Annotated in this window: 17 protein-coding genes; 9 read left to right on the forward strand and 8 right to left on the reverse strand. The window is 70.4% G+C overall.

What is annotated here, in order from left to right; translation table 11 throughout:
- Nucleotides 1–12: 12 nt before the first annotated feature.
- Nucleotides 13–1,479 carry an aminotransferase class V-fold PLP-dependent enzyme gene (locus KCH87_RS43325; protein ID WP_210593453.1) on the reverse strand — a complete coding sequence of 489 codons (1,467 nt, stop codon included), beginning with the start codon at nt 1,477–1,479 and terminating at the stop codon, nt 13–15.
- 129 nt (nt 1,480–1,608) lie between these two features.
- On the opposite strand from KCH87_RS43325, the gene KCH87_RS43330 reads away from it, so the two are divergent.
- Nucleotides 1,609–1,824: a DUF4177 domain-containing protein gene (locus tag KCH87_RS43330; RefSeq protein WP_210593454.1), complete on the forward strand. Its 216-nt coding sequence runs from the start codon at nt 1,609–1,611 to the stop codon at nt 1,822–1,824.
- A gap of 7 nt (nt 1,825–1,831) precedes the next feature.
- Here KCH87_RS43330 and KCH87_RS43335 read toward each other — a convergent pair whose 3' ends face one another.
- From KCH87_RS43335 to KCH87_RS43360, 6 genes are all read right to left on the reverse strand, one after another.
- Nucleotides 1,832–3,478, reverse strand: coding sequence for a PQQ-binding-like beta-propeller repeat protein (locus KCH87_RS43335; RefSeq protein WP_210593455.1), 1,647 nt, complete (start codon nt 3,476–3,478; stop codon nt 1,832–1,834).
- Nucleotides 3,475–5,319 (reverse strand): NAD(P)/FAD-dependent oxidoreductase, encoded by a 1,845-nt coding sequence (locus KCH87_RS43340; RefSeq protein WP_210593456.1) that lies wholly within the window; start codon nt 5,317–5,319, stop codon nt 3,475–3,477. The genes KCH87_RS43335 and KCH87_RS43340 overlap by 4 nt, the downstream gene beginning before the upstream one ends.
- Before the next feature lie 101 nt (nt 5,320–5,420).
- Nucleotides 5,421–7,109 (reverse strand): hypothetical protein, encoded by a 1,689-nt coding sequence (locus tag KCH87_RS43345; protein WP_210593457.1) that lies wholly within the window; start codon nt 7,107–7,109, stop codon nt 5,421–5,423.
- A gap of 108 nt (nt 7,110–7,217) precedes the next feature.
- Complete coding sequence (locus KCH87_RS43350) at nt 7,218–9,464, reverse strand: MMPL family transporter (RefSeq protein WP_210593458.1); 2,247 nt, start codon at nt 9,462–9,464, stop codon at nt 7,218–7,220.
- Nucleotides 9,465–9,561: 97 nt separating this feature from the next.
- Nucleotides 9,562–10,746 carry a GDSL-type esterase/lipase family protein gene (locus KCH87_RS43355; protein ID WP_210593459.1) on the reverse strand — a complete coding sequence of 395 codons (1,185 nt, stop codon included), beginning with the start codon at nt 10,744–10,746 and terminating at the stop codon, nt 9,562–9,564.
- A gap of 16 nt (nt 10,747–10,762) precedes the next feature.
- A complete protein-coding gene (locus tag KCH87_RS43360; RefSeq protein ID WP_210593460.1) occupies nt 10,763–11,341 on the reverse strand; it encodes a TetR/AcrR family transcriptional regulator in 579 nt (192 codons plus the stop codon).
- A 125-nt stretch (nt 11,342–11,466) separates the two neighbouring features.
- Between KCH87_RS43360 and KCH87_RS43365 the strand changes: the two genes are divergently transcribed.
- The 5 genes from KCH87_RS43365 (at nt 11,467) to KCH87_RS43385 (ending at nt 16,766) form a co-directional block, all read left to right on the forward strand.
- Nucleotides 11,467–12,174: a lipoprotein gene (locus KCH87_RS43365; protein ID WP_210593461.1), complete on the forward strand. Its 708-nt coding sequence runs from the start codon at nt 11,467–11,469 to the stop codon at nt 12,172–12,174.
- Nucleotides 12,175–12,312: 138 nt separating this feature from the next.
- Nucleotides 12,313–13,536, forward strand: a complete 1,224-nt coding sequence (locus KCH87_RS43370; RefSeq protein ID WP_374199099.1) for an SLC13 family permease — start codon at nt 12,313–12,315, stop codon at nt 13,534–13,536.
- A 4-nt stretch (nt 13,537–13,540) separates the two neighbouring features.
- Nucleotides 13,541–14,041, forward strand: a complete 501-nt coding sequence (locus KCH87_RS43375) for a universal stress protein (protein WP_210593462.1) — start codon at nt 13,541–13,543, stop codon at nt 14,039–14,041.
- A gap of 324 nt (nt 14,042–14,365) precedes the next feature.
- The gene (locus KCH87_RS43380) at nt 14,366–15,388 is read left to right on the forward strand and encodes an isopenicillin N synthase family oxygenase (protein WP_210593463.1); all 1,023 of its coding nucleotides are present in this window, start codon (nt 14,366–14,368) and stop codon (nt 15,386–15,388) included.
- 16 nt (nt 15,389–15,404) lie between these two features.
- The gene (locus KCH87_RS43385) at nt 15,405–16,766 is read left to right on the forward strand and encodes a nucleobase:cation symporter-2 family protein (RefSeq protein ID WP_247197682.1); all 1,362 of its coding nucleotides are present in this window, start codon (nt 15,405–15,407) and stop codon (nt 16,764–16,766) included.
- A 132-nt stretch (nt 16,767–16,898) separates the two neighbouring features.
- Here the strand turns inward: KCH87_RS43385 and KCH87_RS43390 are convergent, their stop codons facing one another.
- Nucleotides 16,899–17,489, reverse strand: a complete 591-nt coding sequence (locus KCH87_RS43390; protein WP_210593464.1) for a helix-turn-helix domain-containing protein — start codon at nt 17,487–17,489, stop codon at nt 16,899–16,901.
- A 105-nt stretch (nt 17,490–17,594) separates the two neighbouring features.
- On the opposite strand from KCH87_RS43390, the gene KCH87_RS43395 reads away from it, so the two are divergent.
- Genes KCH87_RS43395 through KCH87_RS43405 form a run of 3 tightly spaced genes read left to right on the forward strand, consistent with a single transcriptional unit; the run spans nt 17,595 to nt 20,181 of the window.
- Nucleotides 17,595–18,098, forward strand: coding sequence for a flavin reductase family protein (locus tag KCH87_RS43395; protein WP_210593465.1), 504 nt, complete (start codon nt 17,595–17,597; stop codon nt 18,096–18,098).
- The gene (locus KCH87_RS43400; RefSeq protein ID WP_210593466.1) at nt 18,095–18,982 is read left to right on the forward strand and encodes an MBL fold metallo-hydrolase; all 888 of its coding nucleotides are present in this window, start codon (nt 18,095–18,097) and stop codon (nt 18,980–18,982) included. Before KCH87_RS43395 ends, KCH87_RS43400 begins: the two co-directional genes overlap by 4 nt.
- Nucleotides 18,979–20,181, forward strand: coding sequence for an amidohydrolase family protein (locus tag KCH87_RS43405; protein ID WP_210593467.1), 1,203 nt, complete (start codon nt 18,979–18,981; stop codon nt 20,179–20,181). Before KCH87_RS43400 ends, KCH87_RS43405 begins: the two co-directional genes overlap by 4 nt.
- The last annotated feature ends 98 nt before the right edge of the window (nt 20,182–20,279 follow it).

The following is a 20,279-nucleotide window of genomic DNA, read 5'->3' on the forward strand; positions in this document are numbered from 1 at the left end:
GGCACCGCGGGGTCAGCAACCCACCCGCGCGGCCAGTCCCGCCGCCCCGGGCACCCGGTCCCGATAGGTCTGTGTCACGAACTTCAGGAACGTGTCGATGTCCTTGGGCTGTGACGACACCCCCAGAGAGATGCGGACGGCGCCCGCCGACGGCAGCCGGAGGAGCTCCAAGTAGTCCTCCAGCGAACCGAGTTGCTTGCGCGCCGCCGAGCGCAGCCGGTGCAGCGGCAGGGCGAAGGCCGCTTCTCCGGCGCCGGGATTGCAGAAGCAGCCCGTGCGCAGGGAGATACCGCGCGCGGCACTGTCGCGCGTGACTACGCGTTCGTCGACGATCCGGCCGTCGGCTCCGAGCACGTTCAGCGCAACCGTGGCGCCGCGGGCCGCGTCGGCGTTCCGGGGGCCGTACACCCGGACCATCGGAGTGCCGTCGCTGTGCCGCAACGTCCGTAATCCCTTGAGCAGTTGGCCGGTCAGCGCGGTGACGTGGGCGTGTACGCGGTCCATGCCGATGCCGTTGATCCAGGCGAGTCCCGCGGCCACATCCGGTATGGACAGGAAGTTGACCGTGCCGTCCTCGAAGGCGGCCTCGTCGTCGGCGAGGACGTGCCACTGGGCCTGGGCGCTGACCGCGTAGATGGTGCCGCCGGAGAACCAGGGGCGGCGCAGTCTGGCGAGGGCCGCCCGGCGGGCGATCAGACTGCCGATACCGGTGGGATGTCCGAAGACCTTGTACCAGCTGACCACGGTGAAGTCCGGGTGGTACCGGCTCAGGTCCAGGGCGTTGGCCGGTACGAAGGCAGCCGCGTCGAGCAGTACGTCGTAGCCGTACGCCTGGGCGCCCGCGATCCACTCCAGCGGGTGCTGGACGCCGGTGAAGTTGCTCTGCGCCGGATAGGCCAGCAGCCCGCGCGAACGGCCGCCGGCACGGCCTCGGCCGAGGCCGAGTCCCCGGCCACGTGCGGACAGAGCGGCCCGCAGTCGCCTCTCGTCCATCTGGAGGCCGGGTCCGCTCACGGGCACGTACGCGGTCCCGGCTCCCCGTGCCCGCGCGTACTCCCGCAGGCCGTTGACCGAGTTGTGGTTGTCGAGCGACATCACGAGTCCGGCGCCGCGCGTGAAGGGATACGCCTCGCCGACCAGCCGCAGGGCGCCCGTCGCGTTGGGGGTGAAGATCACGGCGTATTCGGCGGGGTCGGCGTTGAAGTGCCGAAGAACCGCCTGGCGGGCCTCGGCGAGCAGGAGTCCGGAGGCGCGGGATGCCGGGCTCTCGGAGTGCGGGTTGCCGAACAGCCCGCCGGTGATCCGCTCCGCGCTCCCCATGACGAGGGAGCGCGGGGCAAGCCCGGCACCCGTGTGGTCGAGGTAGGTGTGTCCGCCCTCGTCGAGGTAGCCGAATTCGCGCGCCCGCAACTCCGCGAAACCGTCGGGAGCATCCGCTCCTCGGCCGCCTATGTCGCCGGTGGTACCTGCCGTTTCCATGGATGTCCCTCCGCATGAAACTTCGACAAAGGTATCCGCGTGGGACGGGTTCGCCGCTGTGTACGGCTCCGAACAGTGATTGGGTGGGCCCCCGACACACCAACCGACGCGCAGGAGAGCCCCGTAGCCATGAGCAACCCCTACACGTACGAGTACAAGGTCGTCACTTTCCGGGAATCGCTGATCGGCGACGCACTGGACAGCGGCAAGCTGGAGAAGGTCCTCAACAAGCATGCCGAGGACGGTTGGGCGCTCAAGGCCATCACGTCCGCCGACGTCAAGGGCCGCGTGGGCCCCGGCGCCGTCGAGGGCTTGCTGCTGACGCTGGAGCGGCCACGCGGCTGACGCGGTCCTACGTGGCCGTTTCCGTTCCGTGCGTGCGTCGTAGCCGCAGCACCGTGCCCTCGCCGTTCGCCGACAGCAGCAGTGTGCCGTCCGGAGCCGTGGTCAGGCCGGCGAAGGAGCGGGGGGCGCCGGGCATGCTGTGGGTGAAGAGCGCGGGGTGGCCACGGGTCGTGCCCGGGGGCAGGCCCACCGGCAGGTCCTCCGCCTCGACCCGGCACTCCCCCGTGGCCAGGCAGATCGCCGTGAGCGTGCGCCGACCGGTCTCCACGGTGAACAGTTCGTCGCCCAGGACCGCCAGCCCCTGCGGGGCCCGGAGTCCGTCAGCCAGGGTGACCGGCGTGGCCTCGCCGTCGATGTCGTCGATGCGGAACACCGCGCCGAGTTCGTCGTCGCTGACGTAGCAGCGGCCCTCGGCGTCGAACGCCACGTCGACGGGATGGCCGATGCCCTCGGCGAGGACGGTGAGGGTGTCGGCCGCGTCCAGGGCCATGATCCGTCCGGCGCCCGTCTCGGCGAACACGGTCCGGCCGTCCGGCGCCGTGGTGATGCCCGTCGGCCGGTTCAGTCCGCTCACCCGGACCCGCGTGGTGCCGTTCGCCGGGTCGTGGGTTCTGACCTCGCCGTACTGCGAGGTGGTGTGGAGCAGGCCGTCGTCCGCGGTGACCGAGTGGGTCAGCTGGAGGTGGCCGTGCGTGCGCACCTCGCCGGGGTCGCGGATGCCGGTCCGTGGCAGGGCGGCCACGCGGTAGTGGTCCGCCGCGTACACGGTGCCGCCCAGGTCGACGGTCAGCCCGAAGGGGCCGTCGAGTCCGATGGGCACGATCTCGCGGGTGCGGCCGTCGGGATGCATCTCGGTGACGCCGCCGCTGGCGAAGCTGGAGACGTACATACGGTTCTCCGCGTCGAAGGCGGCGTTGTCCAGGCCCACGACCCCGCTGGTGACCACCGTCCGGGCGCCGGAGCCGTGCAGGTCGATCCTGGTCACGATGCCGGCCTCGCCCCGGGAGAGCACGGTCAGGACGCCGCCCCGGTCGAAGCGGACCGCGACCGGTTCGTGCACGTCCTGCGCGACGCGTTCGGGTGTGCCGCCGTCGGCGGGGATGCGCCACACGTCGCCGGTCACCATGTGCGGGTAGTACAGACAGCCGTCCGGGCCGAGTTGCATCGCGTTGCCCAGCGCGAGTCCCTTGGTGAGCACCACGGGATCGCGGCCGTCGGGGAAGAGTTCCAGGAGCCGGCCGTTCATCTTCATCTCGTTGACGAAGAGCCGGTCTCCCACGCAGGTGATGCCATTGGGCACCCGCACCTGGTCGGACACGAGCGTGTACTCGCCCTGGGGGCTGCGGCGCCACACCCTCCCGGGAACGAGATCGGCGATGTACATCGACCCGTCGGCGCCGAAGGCGAGGTCGTCCGGCGACTGGACGGGGCCGTCCATCGGGACGATCACCTCGATGTCGGCGGTCGCCGGATCCACCGCGCTGATCTGGCCGGCGAGGAACTGTGCGACGTACAACCGCCCGTCGGGACCGAAGGCGACGCCGTTGGAACCCCACAGCCGACTGGGCGGGTTGAGCCGGGCGATGTCCCAGCGGGCGCTGCGGCCGGGGCTGCCGTCACCGGTGGCGTATCGACTGGCCGACTGCGCCGTCATGCCGGGCCGCCGTCGCCGTGGACGAGGACCTCGTCCAGGCCGCCGTCGGTGCGCCACTTCTCCAGCAGGTCGTGGAAGGCGACCGGTCCATCGCCGTACGACTCGCTGCGCTGCCGGGGCCGGCCCTCGTTGTTGTAGTAGCCGGGGGTGCACTCGGCCTGGAACCGGTAGAGGTCGGCCGCCTTCTGACGGATCGTCGCCACCCAGGCGGCCTCGGCCTCGGCGCTCGGCTCCACCCGGTCCGCCCGCCGGTCACGCGCGGCGGCCACGACAGCGGCCACATGGGCGGCCTGTTCGTCGAGGACATGGACGAAGTTGACCGCGCTGGCGTTCTGTAGCGGGCCCAGCTGGAAGAGGTTCGGGAAACCGTGGCTGTAGAAGCCGTGCAGGGTCCTGGGGCCCTGCCGCCACGCCTCGGTCAGGGTGACACCGCCCCTGCCGTGGACGGGAAGGCGCCCGGTGACCACGCCCGACATACCGACCTCGAATCCGGTGGCGAAGATGATGCAGTCGACCTCGAACTCCCGGCCCCCGACGACCACCGCGCCCTCGGTGATCCGCTCCACGCCGTGGCTGTCGGCCGTGTCGACGAGGGTGACGTTCGGCCTGTTGAAGGTCTCCAGGTAGGAGTCGCTGAAGGTGGGCCGCTTGCACATGTAGCGGTACCAGGGCTTGAGCAGCTCGGCCGTGCCCGCGTCTTCGATGACCGCGTCGACGCGGGCACGGATGTCGTTCATCTTCTGGAAGTCGGCGATCTCGTACGCCCGTTCCCGCTCCTCGGGCGGCAGCTGCCGACGGTGGCTCTCGCTGGGGATGAGCTTCTGCTGTAGCCGGGCGGTCCGGGTCCAGCCGTCGTCGACGAGATCCTCGTCCACCAGACCGCCGGTGACCAACGTGAGGAAGTTCTCCATACGACGACGCTGCCAGCCGGGCGTCAACGACTCGGCCCAGCCGGGATCCGTGGGGCGGTTGCCGCGTACGTCGACCGAGGACGGCGTCCGCTGGAACACGTAGAGCTGCTGGGCGTCGGCCCCGAGGTGCGGTACGCACTGGATGGCCGTCGCGCCCGTGCCGATCACAGCGACGCGCTTGTCGGCCAGCCGGTGGAGGCCTCCGTCGGCGTCTCCTCCGGTGTAGTCGTAGTCCCAGCGGCTGGTGTGGAAGGTGTGGCCCTTGAAATCGGTGATGCCGGGGATGCCGGGGAGCTTGGGCTCGCTGAGGGTGCCGCTGGCGGTCACGACGAAGCGGGCCCGCATCCGGTCGCCCCGGTCGGTGGTGACGATCCACTCCGACTCGGCCTCATCGAAGCGCAGTTCGGTGACCTGGGTCTGGAAGCAGGCGTCGCGGTACAGGTCGAAGGTCCGGCCGATCGCCTGGGCATGGCCCCGGATCTCCTCTCCGGGGGCGTACTTCCACTGCGGGACGTAGCCGACCTCCTCCAGCAGCGGCATATAGACGTACGACTCGATGTCGCAGTGGATGCCGGGGTACCGGTTCCAGTACCAGGTGCCGCCGAAGTCGCCGCCCTTCTCGATCACCCGGATCGAGGTGACGCCCGCCTGCCGCAGCCGGGCGCCGGCGAGCAGTCCACCGAATCCGCCGCCGATGACGGCGACTTCGACGCGGTCGGTCAGCGGCTCGCGGCTCGACTCCGCCTCGGCGTAAGGGTCGTCGGCGTAGTAGCCGAACTCACCGGCGAGCCGCTGGTACTGCGAGCCGCCGTCGGGGCGGATTCTGCGGTCCCGCTCGGTTTGGTAGCGGGCCCGCAACGACTCGAGGTCGAGGCCGAGTTCGTCAGGGTTGGTGGGGACGGGGCCGGATGAGGTGTGGGGGGTGGGCATGCGTGCAGTCAACAGGTGAGCAAAATTTACGTCAAGCGACTGCTTTAAATTTCGGCCACTGGTGATCCCTGACGACCGCGAGGACGACCGGTCGGCCGCGGTCAGTGCTCCGTGTCGCAGCAGTCGCCCTTGGCGTCGTCGTCCGACGCCCGTTCCAGGCGGCAGAAGCAGGACGCCTCCACGGGGACGTCCGCCATGGCGGCAGCCATCTTCAGCTGCTGGGCCACGATGCGCGCCTCCCCCGTCCGGCCGAGACGGAGCAGGCACTCGTGGAAGCCGTGCAGGGACCAGACATTGCCGGGGTGCTGTAGGGCGCGCGGGAGGGTGTCGTCCAGGCCGAGATCGGCGCGGTAGACCGCTTCGGCCTCCGCGACGCGGCCCTGTTCCAAAAGGAGGGCGCCGTAAGCGTGCCGGGTGGGCTGCATCCATCCCCAGGGTTCGTCGTAGGGAAGGTGGTCGTCCAGGTCGATCGCCCGCTCCAGTGCGGCGAAGGCGGTGTCGTGGTTGCCCTTGCGGTACTCCAGCTCGCCGTCCAGCATCGCCGAGGCGACGGCGAGGATGTCGGCGCAGGTGTTGTTGAACAGCATGCGGGTGGGCGGGACTTGGGCGAGCGCCCGGCGGAACAGCTCGCGTTCGGTCTCGGCCTCCGGGACGCGGCCGGTGGCCGACAGGGCCACGCCGCGGGCGTAGTGCAGCATCGCGGTGGTCACGCTGTAGAGCTCCGGGTCGGTGGGCATGGGCAGTTGGAGGATGTCCGTCCAGCGCCCGAAGCGGATCAGTACATGGACCCGCATGGCCAGAAAGCTCTCCAGCCAGTCGGCCATGGGCGGGCTCTGCACCCGCAGCAGTTCCTCGGGGATGGACGCTTCGAGTTCGGCGGCGGTGTCCAGAGCGGTCCTGGACCGGCCGAGGAACATCGCGCCGTAGATCTTGAAGTGGTAGTTGTGCGACCGGTACAGCGTGTAGAAGTTCATCGCGCCGGAGCGCGCGCGGAACTTCTCGTCGGCGACGATTGCACGCGTGTTGTCCGACACGACGCGCCGGTAGTCGCCGCAGAGCACGTCGAGATGCGAGGGCATGTGCTGGAGGTGCCCGGCATCCGGCACCAGGTCGCGCAGCCGGTCCGCGACCGGGAGGGCCGTCTCCGGGGTCGGGGACATCTCCATCAGGTGGATGTACAGATGCAGGAGGCCCGGGTGTCGTGCCCCCTCCTCGGTGGCCAGTGCGCGTTCGAGGACGGCCTTGGCGTCGAGCGTGCGAGCGCCCTCGGCGGGCTCGCCGGTGGGAAGGTCCCACAGCTGCCAGGGCGTGAGGTTCATCAGGGCGTCCGCGTACAGCGTGGCGATGTCCAGGTCGTCGCGGGCGAGGTCGTAGACGGCGCGCATGCTGTCGGCGTACGGCGCGTTCCACACCGAGCAGTCCTCCACCGCCTGGGCCTGCGGATAGCGGGCGCGCAGCGCCTTGATCAGGGCCTGCTCGACGGGAGTGGCACCGGCCGACATGTCGTGGGCGAGTTCCACTGCGGCATGGGTCCGGTCGACGGTGCGTTCCAGGTCGTCGCCGTCGAAGGCCTCCCACGGCTTGTTGTAGTTGGGGCCGAGGGCGTAGGCGATGCCCCACTGGGCCATGGCGCAGCCGGGATCGGCGACGGCGGCGGCCTGGAAGCAGCGGGCTGCTTCCTCGTGGTGGAAGGCGTACGTCCAGACCAGGCCGCGGTCGAACCACAGCTGTGCCTCGGCGGACGTGGTCGTCACGGGGCGGGAGTGGGTGCCGAGATCGTAGTAGTCCATGGACTTCTCCTCATGTCCGCCACCGGCCTGGTGACGACCTGCCGGCCGCACCACCGCCGGCATACCTACCCCGGGACCGCATCCGGTACATCGACGCCCGCCACCGGGTCACTTCCGTTCGCTCTCGCCCTCGGCGTCGATGTGCGGCAGCACCCGGTCCAGGAATCGGGGTGTCCACCAGGCGTGCGAGCCCAGCAGTGTCATCACGGCCGGAACCAGCAGCAGACGGACGACGGTCGCGTCGATGAGGACGCTGACGGCCAGGCCCAGGCCGAGCATCTTGACCACGATGTTGTCGCTGATGATGAACGCCGCGAACACGCTCATCATGATCAGCGCCGCGCAGGTGATGACGCGGGCCGTGATCTCCAGGGCGTGCGCGACCGACGCTTTGGCATCACCGGTGCGCAGCCATGCCTCGTGCACCCTCGACAGCAGGAAGATCTCGTAGTCCATGCTCAGCCCGAAGATGATGGCGAACATCATCATCGGCACATAGCTCTCGATGGGCACCTTGCCGGCCACGCCCAGCGCGGGCCCGCCCCAGCCCCACTGGAAGACGGCGACGACGACGCCGTAGGACGCGGCGATCGACAGCACGTTCAGCACGGCGGCCTTGAGGGCGACCAGCAGACCGCGGAAGACGGCCAGGATGATCAGGAAGGCGAGGGCGACGACGACGCCGATGATCAGGAACAGACGGGCGGCGACGATGTCGCGGAAGTCGACCTGGGAGGCGGTGGTACCGGTGACGTAGCCCTCGGCACTGGTGCCGGCGACCGCCGCGGGGAGGGTGTCGTCGATCAGACGGTTCGTCAGGTCCGTGGTGTCGGCGTCCTGCGGGGACTTCTCCGAGTACACCGTGGCGATCAGCACGTCGCCGTCCTGCGTGGGCGTCAGCGGTGTCACGGTGGCCGCGCCCGCGACGCCGTCGAGGGTCTTCTGGGCCTGCGAGCCGAGGTCGGACCGCTGGGAGGAGGACACCTTGGTCTGGTCGATGACGACGGTGAGCGGGCCGTTGGAGCCGGGCCCGAAGGCGTCGGTCATCAGGTCGTAGGCGCGCCGGTCGGTGAAGGACGTGGGGTCTGCTCCGTCGCCGATGTGGCCGAGTTGGATCGAGAACACCGGGATGGCCAGGACGACGACCGTGGTGACGCCCGCGGCGAGGAACTGCCAGGGGCTGCGCTCCACCCGCTGCGCATAGCGGTGCCACGTTCCCTGGGGCGTCTCGCCGGGGGCCGCGTCGCTCTCCGCCACCGGACGGCGCACGTGGTAGCGGTCGATGCGGGTGCCGATGAGACCCAGCAGCGCGGGCACCAGGGTCAGTGCACCGATCACCGCGGAGACGACGGTCACGGCGGCGGCCACGCCGAGTTTGCCGATGAAGCTCACACCGGACGCGTACAGGCCCGCCAGCGCGACGATCACCGTGCAGCCGGACACGAGCACGGCCCGGCCGCTGGTGGCAGTGGCATGCCCGGCCGCGCGTACCGGGTCCGCGCCGTCCATCAGGCTCTGCCGGTGGCGGGTGATCAGGAACAGGGCGTAGTCGATGCCGACGCCGAGGCCGATCATCGTGGCCAGCGTCGGGGACACGGTGGCGAAGGTGAAGGCCGCGGCCAGCAGGCCCAGACAGGCCAGGCCGCAGATCACGCCAATGAGCGCCGACACCAGCGGCAGGCCCGCCGCGATCACGCTGCCGAAGCCGACGAGCAGGACGACGATCGCCACCGCGAAGCCGATCAGCTCGCTGACCCGGTCGTCGGCAGCCGGGCGCGCCAGCTCGCCGAGCGGCCCTCCGTACTCGACCTGGGCCCCCGCTCCCCGCAGCGGCTGTACGGCGTCGTCGACTCCGTCGAGGTAGTCGTCCCCGAGGGTCGAGGGCTGTACGTCGAAACGGACGGTGATGTAGGCGGTCTTGCCGTCGGAGGACAGCGGGCCGACGTTCTTCTGCGACTGCCCGGAGGAATCGGTGGAGTCGGACGTGCCCGGGGCGGTCAGGGGGTTCTGGACGGACAGGACGTGCGGCAGCTTCTGTAGATCGCTCACCGTGGTGGACATCTGTGAACCGAGCGAGGACAACGACTTGTCCGCGTCGTGCAGCACGATCTGGCTGCCGTACCCGCCGGCCGCCGGATCGTGCTCCTTCAGGACGTCGAGGCCTTCCTGGGACTGGACGCCGGGCAGGGAGAAGTCGTCCGAGTACTCCCCGCCGAAGGACCGGTTCACCACCTGGAGCGCGACCAGGGCGACGAGCCACGAGACGATGACGATCACGAAGTGGCGGGCACACCACTCCCCCAGCCTGCGCAGACGCCCCTTCGGAGCGGTCCCCCCGTCCCGGGTGGGTGGCATGGCCTCGGCCTTCTCTGTCCGGCGGCACGATCAACACCGCCATTACACGACGGTCCGATCGACCCGGCACGTCGGAGCGATTCGCCCCGTACCGGTTTCAGGCGCCGCCGTTCAAGAGCGGGCCGTCGGCGGTGAAGGCACGCTCGGCGAAGCGTTCGCCCATACGGCGGTGGGTGGCGGCGTCCGGATGGAGTGCGTCGGGGAGCGGCAGTTCGGCGTAGTCGGCCTCGCCGTAGAGTTCGCGGCCGTCGAGGTAGCGCAGGTGCGGGTCGTCGGCCGCCCGCTGCTCCACGATCCGGGCCAGCTCGTCCCGGATGACGCCCAGGGTCAGTTTCCCCTGAGCGCGTTCCGCGGGGTCGCCGGCGGCGCCGAAGCGCAGTCGTCCCTCGCTGATCTCGCTGAAGTCGGGGAAGCAGGGACCGGGCGTGTCCTCGTGGATCGGGCACAGGATGGGCGAGACAACCAGCAGGGGCACGGTCGGGTGGCCCTCGCGGATGGTGTCGAGGAAGCCGTGGACCGCGGGACCGAAGGCGCGCAGCCGCATCAGGTCGGCGTTGACCAGGTTGATGCCGATCTTGACGCTGATCAGGTCAGCGGGGGTGTCGCGCATGGTGCGGGCGGTGAACGGGTCGAGCAGTGCGCCGCCGCCGAGGCCCAGGTTGATCAGCTCCACGCCGCCGAGGGTGGCGGCGAGCGCGGGCCAGGTCGTGGTGGGACTGGCCGCGTCGGAGCCATGGCTGATGGAACTGCCGTGGTGGAGCCACACCTTGCGGCCCGGGTCCCGCGCGGGCTGGACAGGGGCGTCGGTACGCAGGACCAGGACTTCCGTGGTCTCGTTGTGCGGCAGCCAGATCTCGACGTCCTTGTCGCGCTCGGGCAGACCGGTGAAGCGGAGGGTTCCGGGCACGCCGGCCTGTGTCTCGGCGGTGCCGGCGGCCATGTCGATCGTCAACGTCTTGCCGCCCTTGACACTTGTCTGTCCGGCCGGGCGGCCGTCGACGATCAGGTCGTACACGCCGTCCGGTCGGGGCGGCACGCCCACATAGGCCCGCTTGGTGGGCAACGTGTCCAGCTCGACGGCGGTGGCCCGGGTACGGAAGGCCAGCCGCACGCCGGAGGGCTGGGACTCGGCCATGGCCAGCTGGGCGTCATTGTTCTGGGCACGCGCCCACGCGGGCAGCCGGTGCGGCAGCACCCCGTGTTCGGTGCGCTCCACGTCGAGGGCGCCGCGCAGGAGCTCGGCGGTGACGGGGGTGGTGATCCAGTCGTGCTCGGTGTTCATGTCCTCAGCCTGTCGATCAAGGGGTGGGGCGGGCGGGCCAGTTGCGCAACAGGGCGTCGAGGGCGTCGAGGATCCGCGTCCAGGTCTCCTCGCTGTCGGGGGCGCTGTGGCTGAATCCTCCCGCGCCTTCCAGGCTGGCGTAGCCGTGGAAGACGCTGCCCAGCAGCCGCACGGCGTGTGTCTGCTCGGGTTCCGCCAGGTCGTAGCCGCGCAGGATCGCCCGCGTCATCCGGGCGTGCCGGACCCCGGCACTCGCGGCTGCCGTCTCGGGGTCGAGTCTCAGCCGGGCGGCCGCCGCACGGCCGGGGTGTTCGTGGGCGTAGTCGCGGTAGACGTTCGCGAAGGCGGTCAGCGCGTCCTTGCCGGCCCGCCCGGCCACCGCGTCGGCGGACAGGTCGGCCAGTTCCTCCAGCGCGAACAGGGCGATCCGGGTCTTGAGGTCCTGGGAGTTCTTCACGTGCGAGTACAGACTCGCGACCTTGACGTCGAAGCGTCTGGCGAGCTCCGAGGGGGTGACTTGGTCGAAGCCGATCTCGTCGGCCAGTTCCGCACCCGCCCGGATCAGGCGTTCCGTGGTCAGTCCTACGCGCGCCATAACCTTCCTCTCGTTCAGCGAATAGCATTGTGCAGCTACCTAAGACCTTTAGGCAAATCTCGCAGGTCATGCCAGTCGGCCTCCTTCGGATACAGTGGCCGCCTGGTCACTGGGGAGGGGCTGCGATGCAGGTCAGGGCGGGGAACGCGTGGCGTGGTGCGGTGCGGGTGATGCTGTTGGCGGGGTTGCTGACGGGGTGTTCGGAGGCCGCGCCGACAGAGGAGAAGGACAGGGACGCGACAGTGTCGGCGAGCGCCGACGGGGCGGGCGGTACGGTCGCCGCGAGTGGGGGCACCCTTGGTGGCGCCGGCTCGGCCTGCGAGCTCCCCGTCACCTTCGACATCGCCGAGGACTGGACGGCTGAGGCCGTGGACGGCGGATCCGCCGAGAGCGGGGCCGGCGCGAGCAGTTCGGACGGCTCCGACGGAGAACTGGCCGAGGACATCACCGACGCGCTCCTCCACCAGGGCCCGGTCACCCTCGCGTGCGAGATCGACGCCAAGCCCGCGGGCAACATCGGCTTCATCCGTGTCTGGACGGGAGATCCGGGCGAGGACGACGCGCGCGCCGTGCTGAAGGCGTTCGTCGCGGCCGAGAGCGGTGCGAGCAAGGAGGCATACCGGACGTTCACGACGGGCGACGGCCTCGATGGCGTGGAGGTGGAGTACCTCTACACCAGCGAGATCCTCGATGAGACGAAGAAGGAGCGCGCCCTGACCGTCGTCACGCCCGACGGTCCGGTTGTCCTGCACCTGGGCGGGCTCGACACCGAGGAGCACGAGGAGATGCTTCCGGCGTACGAGCTCGCGAAGCGGACCGTGCGCGGCGACTGAGCACCGGGGGCTGCTCCGGTCAGGGGCGGTCTTACTTCAACGAAGTACCGTTCGGGGAGATCCACCGGCGGCCCGTCCGCCGCTGCGCGGAAGGGCCCGAACCTGAACGCCCCGCTCGCGGAGACGCTGTCCGCGGCCATGCTCGTGCTCGTGCTGGTCTGTGCCGTCGTCCGTCCCTTCGGCCGGCCGGAAGCCGTGGTCGCGGTTCCGGCCGCGGTGTTGGTGGTTGCCACCGGGGCCATCTCCCCGGCCGATGCGCTGGACGAAGCCGAACGGCTCGGACCGGTGATCGGCTTCCTGGCGGCCGTGCTGGTCCTCGCCCAACTCTGTGACGACGAGGGGTTGTTCCAGGCCTGCGGTGCCTGGATGGCGCGTACGGCGGCGGGTCGGCCGCGCCGACTGCTGGCGCAGGTGTTCCTGGCCGCGTCGGCGATCACCGCCGTACTGAGCCTGGACGCCACGGTGGTGCTGCTCACCCCGGTGGTGTTCGCCACGGCAGCCAGGCTCGGCGCCCGCCCCAAGCCGCATGTGTATGCCTGCACGCATCTCTCGAACACGGCCTCCCTGCTTCTGCCCGTGTCCAACCTGACCAACCTGCTGGCATTCGCGGCCAGCGGACTGAGCTTCACCCGGTTCGCCGCGTTGATGGCGCTGCCGTGGCTGGCCGCGATCGCCGTCGAGTACGTGGTCTTCCGGCGCTTCTTCGCCACCGACCTGGATGCCGGGGCACACGCCCCGCCCACGACCGACGCGCCCGAACTGCCGTTGTTCGCCCTGGTGACCGTGGTGTGCACGCTGGCCGGGTTCGTGTTGACCTCGGCCGTCGGGATCGATCCGGCCTGGGCCGCCCTCGCCGGCGCGGCGGCCCTCGCCGTCCGGGCCCTGTTCCGGCGCCGTACCACCCCGAAGGCGCTGCTGCGTTCCGTCTCGGTGCCGTTCCTGGCCTTCGTACTTGCGCTCGCGATCGTGGTCCGCGCGGTCGTGGACAACGGGCTCGACACGGCCCTGGGGCATCTGATCCCCCACGGCACCGGGCTTGCGGCCCTGCTCGGCATCGCCGCGCTGGCCTCCGTACTGGCCAACGTGATCAACAATCTGCCGGCGGTGCTGGTGCTGTTGCCGTTGGCCTCCGCGTCCGGCCCCGGCGCCGTTCTCGCGGTGCTGCTCGGGGTGAACATCGGCCCCAATCTCACCTACGCCGGCTCGTTGGCCACCCTGCTGTGGCGGCGTATCGTCCACGCCCACGACGCGGAGGTGGAGCTCGGGGAGTTCACCCGGCTCGGCCTGTACGCGGTACCGGCGAGCCTGTGCGCCGCGGTGCTGGCACTGTGGGCTTCACTGGCCGCGTTCGGAGGAGGCTGATCCCATGTCGGTGGTCGTCTGGATCGTCGAAGCCACCTGGCCCGCCTGCGTGGACGCCGCCCGCACCCACGCCCCCGCGGACGCCGACATCGCCCTCCTCCACGTCACCGCCCACGATGTGCCGGGCGCTGCGCACGGCGCCTTCGCCGGGCTGCTCGGCCGCGGTCACCCCGAACTCGACCCGGGCACACGGATGGAACACCTCGCCGCAGCCTCCGCCCAGCAGCTGCTGCGGGCCGCCGCCGACCGCCTGGACCGTCCCTGCACTCGCACCGTGCGCACCGGCCGCGTCGAGCGCGAGGTCGTCGCCGCGGCCGAGGGAGCCGACCTGCTGATCCTTGCCCGTGACGGCGACCGCACCCACCTGGGCCCGCACAGCCTCGGCCCCACCAGCCGCTTCGTCGTCGACCACGCCCCCTGCCCCGTCCTGCTGGTCTGGCCCGAGCCGGCCCCCGGCCTGACCACCATGCCGCCGCGTCCGCCTCATCCTCCGCATCACGGGTAGCGGAGCAGCGTTCAACCGTGTACCCGGGCGAGGCCAAGACCGATGCCCGCGACGCGTTCATCCTGACGGCGTTCCTCGTGGACGTGCTGTCGCAGTAACAGAACTGGTTCCCGGACGAAACACGGTGCCGCCAGGGTGGCTTCATCGCGCATGGCCCCTGTCGACGGGGCGTATGCCAGCCCACGGCGCCGGGCCCACGGACGGGTCCGAGGCCGACCGTGCCCGCGGACCTCTGTGTGTCCGCGGTGGGGGTGCAGGGGCGGTGACTGCACCTCGTAGGACTCGGAGAACACCACTCCGACGTACTCAGGAGTACTTGCCGCGATGACTGACATCACGACGCGTGCCACGCCGCACGCGACGCCTCAATCGACGTACGGCCTCGCCGAACTCGACAAGGAAACCCGCATGGGCGGGGCCGGAACCGAGACCACGGCGCGCGAGATCCGCCGCATCGACCTCTCCGACTTCGAGGCCCGCAAGGCCGAGATCACCGAGGAGCTGTGGACGGCGGCCACGGACATCGGGTTCTTCCAGCTGGTCAACCACGGCATCGAACAGGCCCTGGTGGACGAGGCCTTCACGAACGCCGAGGGATTCTTCGCGCTGCCCGAGGGCCACAAGGCCCGGCATGGGCTGAAGAAGGGCCTCAACTCCGGGTGGGAGTCCATGACCCAGGTCAGGCCGTCCGTCGGGACACCGGACCAGAAGGAGTCGTACCAGGTCACCCGCCCTCACATGGAGGGGCTCTGGCCCGACGACGTCCTGCCCGAGTTCCGGCTGCGCGCCCTCGACTTCGAAACGCGCTGCCGCGAGGTGGCGATGCGGGTCCTGTCCTGCTTCGCCGACAAGCTGGGCTACGACAGCGACTTCTTCGCCCGCGCCCACGACCCGCGGAGCGAGCACTACCAGTCCACCTTGCGGATGCTGCACTACTTCGCGCTCCCCGAGGACGCCGAGCCCGACCCGAGCGTGTGGCGGGCCGGTGCGCACACCGACTTCGACTGCCTGACGCTGCTCTTCCAGCGGGACGGCCAAGGCGGACTGCAGGTGTGCCCGGGAAAGGAGGCCGAGGCCCAGGAATGGACTCCCGTGGTGCCCTCGGCCGACTCCATCACCTGCAACATCGGCGACATGCTGATGCGGTGGAGCGACGACCGGCTTCCGTCCAACTTCCACCGGGTCAAGTCCCCGGGCCCCGGCGAGGACCGGGGCGCCCGCTACAGCATCGCGTTCTTCGCCCAGGCCGACCGTGACGTGGTGATCGAGGGGCCGGAGGGCCGGTATCCGCCGATCACGGCGGAGCAGTACATCCAGCAGCGCATCGCCGCCAACTTCGCACGGTAGAGGGGCTGTTGTGATGATGTCCGCGAAGCAACGGGCGCCGTTCGGGCGGCTCGCGGTGCTGGGTCTCCAGCACGTTCTGGTGATGTACACGGGTTGTGTCACGGTGCCGCTCGTCTTCGGCGCGGCCGCCGGGCTCGATGCCTCGACCATCGCTCTGCTCATCAACGCGGACCTGCTGGTCGCGGGCGTCGTCACGATGATCCAGGGCGCGGGCGTCGGGCGGGTGCTCGGCGTCCGCATGCCCGTGATGGCCGGCGCGGCCTTCACCGCCGTGACGCCGATGATCCTGATCGCCGGTGAGTACGGGCTCCAGGCCGTATACGGTTCGATGCTCGCCGCCGGGATCTTCGGCCTGCTCGTCGCCTGGCCGTTCGCCAAGGCAGCGCGCTTCTTCCCGCCGCTGGTGAGCGGTGTGGTGATCACCGTGGTCGGCCTGGCGCTCATCGGTGTCGGCGTCAACCTTGTCGTCGGGAGCGACCCCGAGGCGGCGGACTACGCGGCGCCGTCGCGCCTTGCCCTCGCCGCCCTCGTCGTCATCGTGATCCTGCTGGTGGCGAGGTTCGGCCGGGGCTTTCTGGCTCAGACCGGGGTCCTCCTCGGGCTGCTGGCCGGTACCGCGGTCGCGGTACCGCTGGGAATGGTGGACCTGTCCGCCGCTCGTGGCGCCAACTGGATCGGGGTGAGCGCTCCGTTCCACTTCGGCGCGCCCGAGTTCCCGCCTGTCGCGGTCATCTCCATGTGTGTCGTGATGCTGGTCCTGTTCGCCGAGTCGACCGCGGACCTGATCGCGGTCGCCGAACTCACCGGCAAGGAGCTGACGACCGCGGACATGGCGCGCGGGCTGGCCGCCGACGGACTGTCCGGGGTGCTCGGCGGAGTGATGAACGCCTTCATCGACACCGTCTTCGCCCAGAACGTGGGCCTGGTGTCGATGACCCGGGTGCGCAGCCGCCATGTGGCCACCGTCGCGGGCGCCATCCTGGTTGTCCTGGGCCTGGTTCCCAAGCTGGGGGCGGTGGTGGCCGGGCTGCCCGGACCGGTTGTGGGCGCGGCGGGACTGGTCATGTTCGCCACGGTCGCCGCCGTCGGCATCAGCACATTGCGGAAGGTCGAGTTCGAGGGAACGCACAACCTGCTGATCGTCGCCGTGTCGATCGGCGTGGGCATGGCGCCCGACGTGGCACCGGACCTCTACTCCCGTTTCCCGGACGGTGTGCGCATCGTGCTGGGCTCACCGGTGACGAGCGCGACCCTGATCGCGTTCGGGCTGAACCTGGCCTTCAACCGGACCCGCCCGGCACGCACGGCGGACGACGAGGCAGAGGCAGAGAAGCAGACCCGGCCGACGTCCACCACCCCGGCGGAATACGTCCCATAGCGCGGGTGCCAGGGCGACCGCGCACCTCGCGGTCGCCGAGCCGAGCGCACGCCGGCGGCGCGGGACGCCACCCGGGTGGACGAGGCTGTCGCCCGGGCCCAGGCGTTCGAGACGCAGGATCGGACGCAGCTTCTAGCGAGGGGCGTTCTGTACGGTGAGGATGTGCACCCCGGAAGGGTCCTGATCCTCCAGAACCCGCCAGCGGTGCGGGGTTCCCCCCGGGTAGAGCAGGCTGTCACCGGCATGGAGGCGGTGCAGTTCGCGGCCGCCGGGGCCCAGTAGGTCGACCTCGATCGCGCCGTGCACCACATAGAGGAACTCATCGCCCGGGTGGTCGTAGTACTCCTCGAAGCCGGTGGGTCCTCCCGTGTACTCGACCGGATGGACGGCGAACTGCGGTGCCCCGAGCATCCGGGCCGAGCCGCCGCTGTTGGCCACGGGGGTGCCGGACCCCTCCCGTACGACATGGATGTCGGCGGGGGACGTTGCCGCGTGCGCCAGCAGGGCCTGCTGGGTGGTGCCGAGTGCCTGGGCGATCCGGTGCAGCGAGGGCATGCTCGGGCGGGTCAGCCCGCGCTCCAGCTGGCTGAGGAAGGGGTGCGAAAGGCCCGCGCTGCCCGCGAGTTGGACAAGGGTGAGGCCGCGCTTCTTGCGCAGCCGACGGATCGCGTCGCCGAGCTGCTGGTCCGGATCGGCGGGGGTTTCGGTGGGGCGGTCTGCCATGGCGGAAATCCTAAGCGGTCACTTCGGAGAGGGATTTACTCCCGCGAAACACAAGTCTCCTACGCTCAATGTTGATGTGACGAACATTCTAGGCGAGGAGCCCGAATGACCGCGACCACTGCCGATCGACCCGCCACGGCCGGGTTTCTCGATGCCATGGCCGCCCTCGCGGGCGGCGTCTGCGTGGTGACCGCCGCCGCAGCCGATGGCACACCTGCGGGATTCACCAGCACCGCCGTGATGAGCCTCAGTCGCACGCCGCAGCTGCTGGCGATCGGCGTCCAGCGCGGCAGCCGCACCCTGCCGCTGCTCCAGGACGGCGGCAGACTCGCCCTCAACATCCTTGCCGCGGACGGCGAATCCGTCTCGCGGCGGTTCGCCGATCCGGCCGCCGACCGGTTCGCCGGGCTGGAGTGGACGGCAGGAGAGGGAGGTGTGCCGCTGCTGCTGGCGCAGAGCACGCACGCCGTTCTGTGCCGCGTACGGGAAGAGGTGGCGGCCGGGGACCACCTGCTGCTGATCGCCGGCATTGACGAGATCGTCCCCGGCCGGGGCGGGACCGGCGCGCTCGTCCACCACGCCCGCCGCTACCACGGCATCGGCGCATGAGCGAGCACGACTGGTTCTCCGTACAGGAGACCGGACCCGGGACCTTCCTCCTCGCCGAGCCCGGGCACGTCAACAGCTATCTCGTCGTGGGCGACGACCTCGCCCTGCTGTACGACACCGGGATGGGCATAGGGGACATCGGTCGCGAAGTGCGTGCGCTGACCTCGCTGCCGCTGCTCGTCGTCAACTCCCACCACCACTACGACCACCGGGGCGGCAACGCCTCACTGGTGGGCGAGGCCAAGGACTTCGCCGTCCACGAGGTGGGCGCAGACCTGCACGACGAGCCCGCACCGCGCGAGTGGCTCGAGACGTACGAGCACATCACCCAGGACATGCGACAGCGCTACATCGAGCTGAGCGCACTCTCCGCCGAAGGCTTCTTCCTCACCGACTCACGGATCGAGGTGCGGCCCGTCCCCGAACTGACCCAGTGGCGTATCGAAGCGGTGCGACCGACCCGGCTGCTCAGGGAAGGAGAGCAGCTCGACCTGGGCGGGCGGAGGCTGCACGTCCTGCACACCCCCGGCCACTCGCCCGACGGCATCTGCCTCTGGGAGCCGGAGAGCGGCCAGCTCCTCGCCGGCGACACCCTGATCAGCGGCACCTTCTTCGCCCATGTGCCGGGCGCCGATGTACCCGCTTTCGCCGCATCGACTCGGCGACTGGCCGAACTGCCGGTCAGAACAGCCCTGTTGGGGCACAACCTCCGCCACCGTGAGGGCCATTACTTCGTGGGACGGGTCGCCGAAGCCTTCGACCAGGTGGCGCGCGGACGGACCCGCCCGGTCCGCCGCCAGGACATGTTCGGCGCGCCCGCGATGTGGCACGCCTTCGACGGCTTCGCGGTACTCACCGCACCGGAGAACGGGGACGCACGATGACGGCGACGGCACTGCTGCTGCGCGGGGCGCGGCTGCCCGAAGGGCAGGTCCGGGACGTACTGATCGAGGACGGGCGAGTGTCGGCCGTCGCGCGGACCGGTCAACTCCCCTCCGTATGCGGGGAGATGGACCTCTCCGGCTTCATGCTGCTGCCCGCCCCCGCCGAACCCCACGCCCACCTCGACAAGGCCCTCACCTGGGACCTGGCCGGTGCACCGCCCTGCGACCTGCCGGGGGCGGTCGCCGCCTGGCAAGGCTATGCCGAGCAGGTGACGGAGGAGGACGTACTGATCAGGGCCCGCCGTGCCCTGGACGAGCTGGTCGCCAATGGTGCGACCGCCGTCCGCACCCACGCCGACGTCCTGCCCGGCCCCGATCCGCTCCGGGGGCTGCGGGCGCTGTTGCGACTGCGCGAGGAACTGAGCGAGCGGGTCGCGCTTCAGATCGCCGTACTGCACATCGAGGCGTCCGACGACATCCTCGACGAGGCACTGGAGTCGGGGGCCGACCTGCTCGGCGGCTGCCCGCACCTCTCCGACGACCCGAAGGCCGCTGTCGCCCGCACCCTGGCCATCGCCGAGCGGCACGGCGTCGGCGTCGATCTGCATGCGGACGAGCATCTCCGTCCGGACCCGAAGGATCTGCTGCTGCTCGCCCAGGCGGTACGGGAGCGGGGCTTCGCCCACGGCGCGACCGCCGGCCACTGCGTGGGCCTTGGCGGCCTGGACCCGGCCGAGGCCGCCCGGATCGCCAAGGAGGCGGCGGCATCCGGGATCGGGGTCGTCGCACTGCCGCTCACCAACCTCTACCTCCAGGGCCGCGACGCCCCTGCCCGCACCCCACGCGGTCTGACCGCCGTACGCGCCCTCCTGGACGCGGGCGTGCCCCTGGCCGGGGGCGGCGACAACATCCGCGACCCCTTCAACCCGGTGGGCAGGGCCGACCCCCTGGAGACCGCCGGACTCCTCGTCGCGGCAGGTCACTTGACGCTGCCCGAGGCCGTCCACGCGGTGACCACCGGCGCCCGCACGGTCCTCGGGCTGCCCGCCGCAGGGCCGTACGAGGGTGCGATCGCCGACCTCCTCGCCGTGCGGGCCGACTCGCTCTCCGGGGCTGTCGGGGCCTCGTACCCGGACCGGATCGTCTTCAAGGGCGGGCGAGCGGTGAGCCGTACCACGGTGATCCGCGAAGCGCTCTGACTGGTCCAGGGCGTAAACGCCCGGGACATCCCCCCGAAACAACAAATGTTGATGCTACGAACATCGGTGAACGCATCAAAGTCCTGAAGGAAGGAGTC

It is taken from the genome of Streptomyces sp. GESEQ-35 (assembly GCF_017948485.1).
Lineage (GTDB): Bacteria > Actinomycetota > Actinomycetes > Streptomycetales > Streptomycetaceae > Streptomyces.

Coding starts and splice junctions, on each gene's coding strand:
- KCH87_RS43395 (WP_210593465.1), top strand. CDS start 17,595: ATGACCGCGACCACTGCCGATCGACCCGCCACGGCCGGGTTTCTCGAT.
- KCH87_RS43325 (WP_210593453.1), bottom strand. CDS start 1,479: ATGGAAACGGCAGGTACCACCGGCGACATAGGCGGCCGAGGAGCGGAT.
- KCH87_RS43375 (WP_210593462.1), top strand. CDS start 13,541: ATGTCGGTGGTCGTCTGGATCGTCGAAGCCACCTGGCCCGCCTGCGTG.
- KCH87_RS43350 (WP_210593458.1), bottom strand. CDS start 9,464: ATGCCACCCACCCGGGACGGGGGGACCGCTCCGAAGGGGCGTCTGCGC.
- KCH87_RS43390 (WP_210593464.1), bottom strand. CDS start 17,489: ATGGCAGACCGCCCCACCGAAACCCCCGCCGATCCGGACCAGCAGCTC.
- KCH87_RS43355 (WP_210593459.1), bottom strand. CDS start 10,746: ATGAACACCGAGCACGACTGGATCACCACCCCCGTCACCGCCGAGCTC.
- KCH87_RS43340 (WP_210593456.1), bottom strand. CDS start 5,319: ATGCCCACCCCCCACACCTCATCCGGCCCCGTCCCCACCAACCCTGAC.
- KCH87_RS43330 (WP_210593454.1), top strand. CDS start 1,609: ATGAGCAACCCCTACACGTACGAGTACAAGGTCGTCACTTTCCGGGAA.
- KCH87_RS43405 (WP_210593467.1), top strand. CDS start 18,979: ATGACGGCGACGGCACTGCTGCTGCGCGGGGCGCGGCTGCCCGAAGGG.
- KCH87_RS43360 (WP_210593460.1), bottom strand. CDS start 11,341: ATGGCGCGCGTAGGACTGACCACGGAACGCCTGATCCGGGCGGGTGCG.
- KCH87_RS43385 (WP_247197682.1), top strand. CDS start 15,405: ATGTCCGCGAAGCAACGGGCGCCGTTCGGGCGGCTCGCGGTGCTGGGT.
- KCH87_RS43345 (WP_210593457.1), bottom strand. CDS start 7,109: ATGGACTACTACGATCTCGGCACCCACTCCCGCCCCGTGACGACCACG.
- KCH87_RS43380 (WP_210593463.1), top strand. CDS start 14,366: ATGACTGACATCACGACGCGTGCCACGCCGCACGCGACGCCTCAATCG.
- KCH87_RS43335 (WP_210593455.1), bottom strand. CDS start 3,478: ATGACGGCGCAGTCGGCCAGTCGATACGCCACCGGTGACGGCAGCCCC.
- KCH87_RS43370 (WP_374199099.1), top strand. CDS start 12,313: ATGCTCGTGCTCGTGCTGGTCTGTGCCGTCGTCCGTCCCTTCGGCCGG.
- KCH87_RS43365 (WP_210593461.1), top strand. CDS start 11,467: ATGCAGGTCAGGGCGGGGAACGCGTGGCGTGGTGCGGTGCGGGTGATG.
- KCH87_RS43400 (WP_210593466.1), top strand. CDS start 18,095: ATGAGCGAGCACGACTGGTTCTCCGTACAGGAGACCGGACCCGGGACC.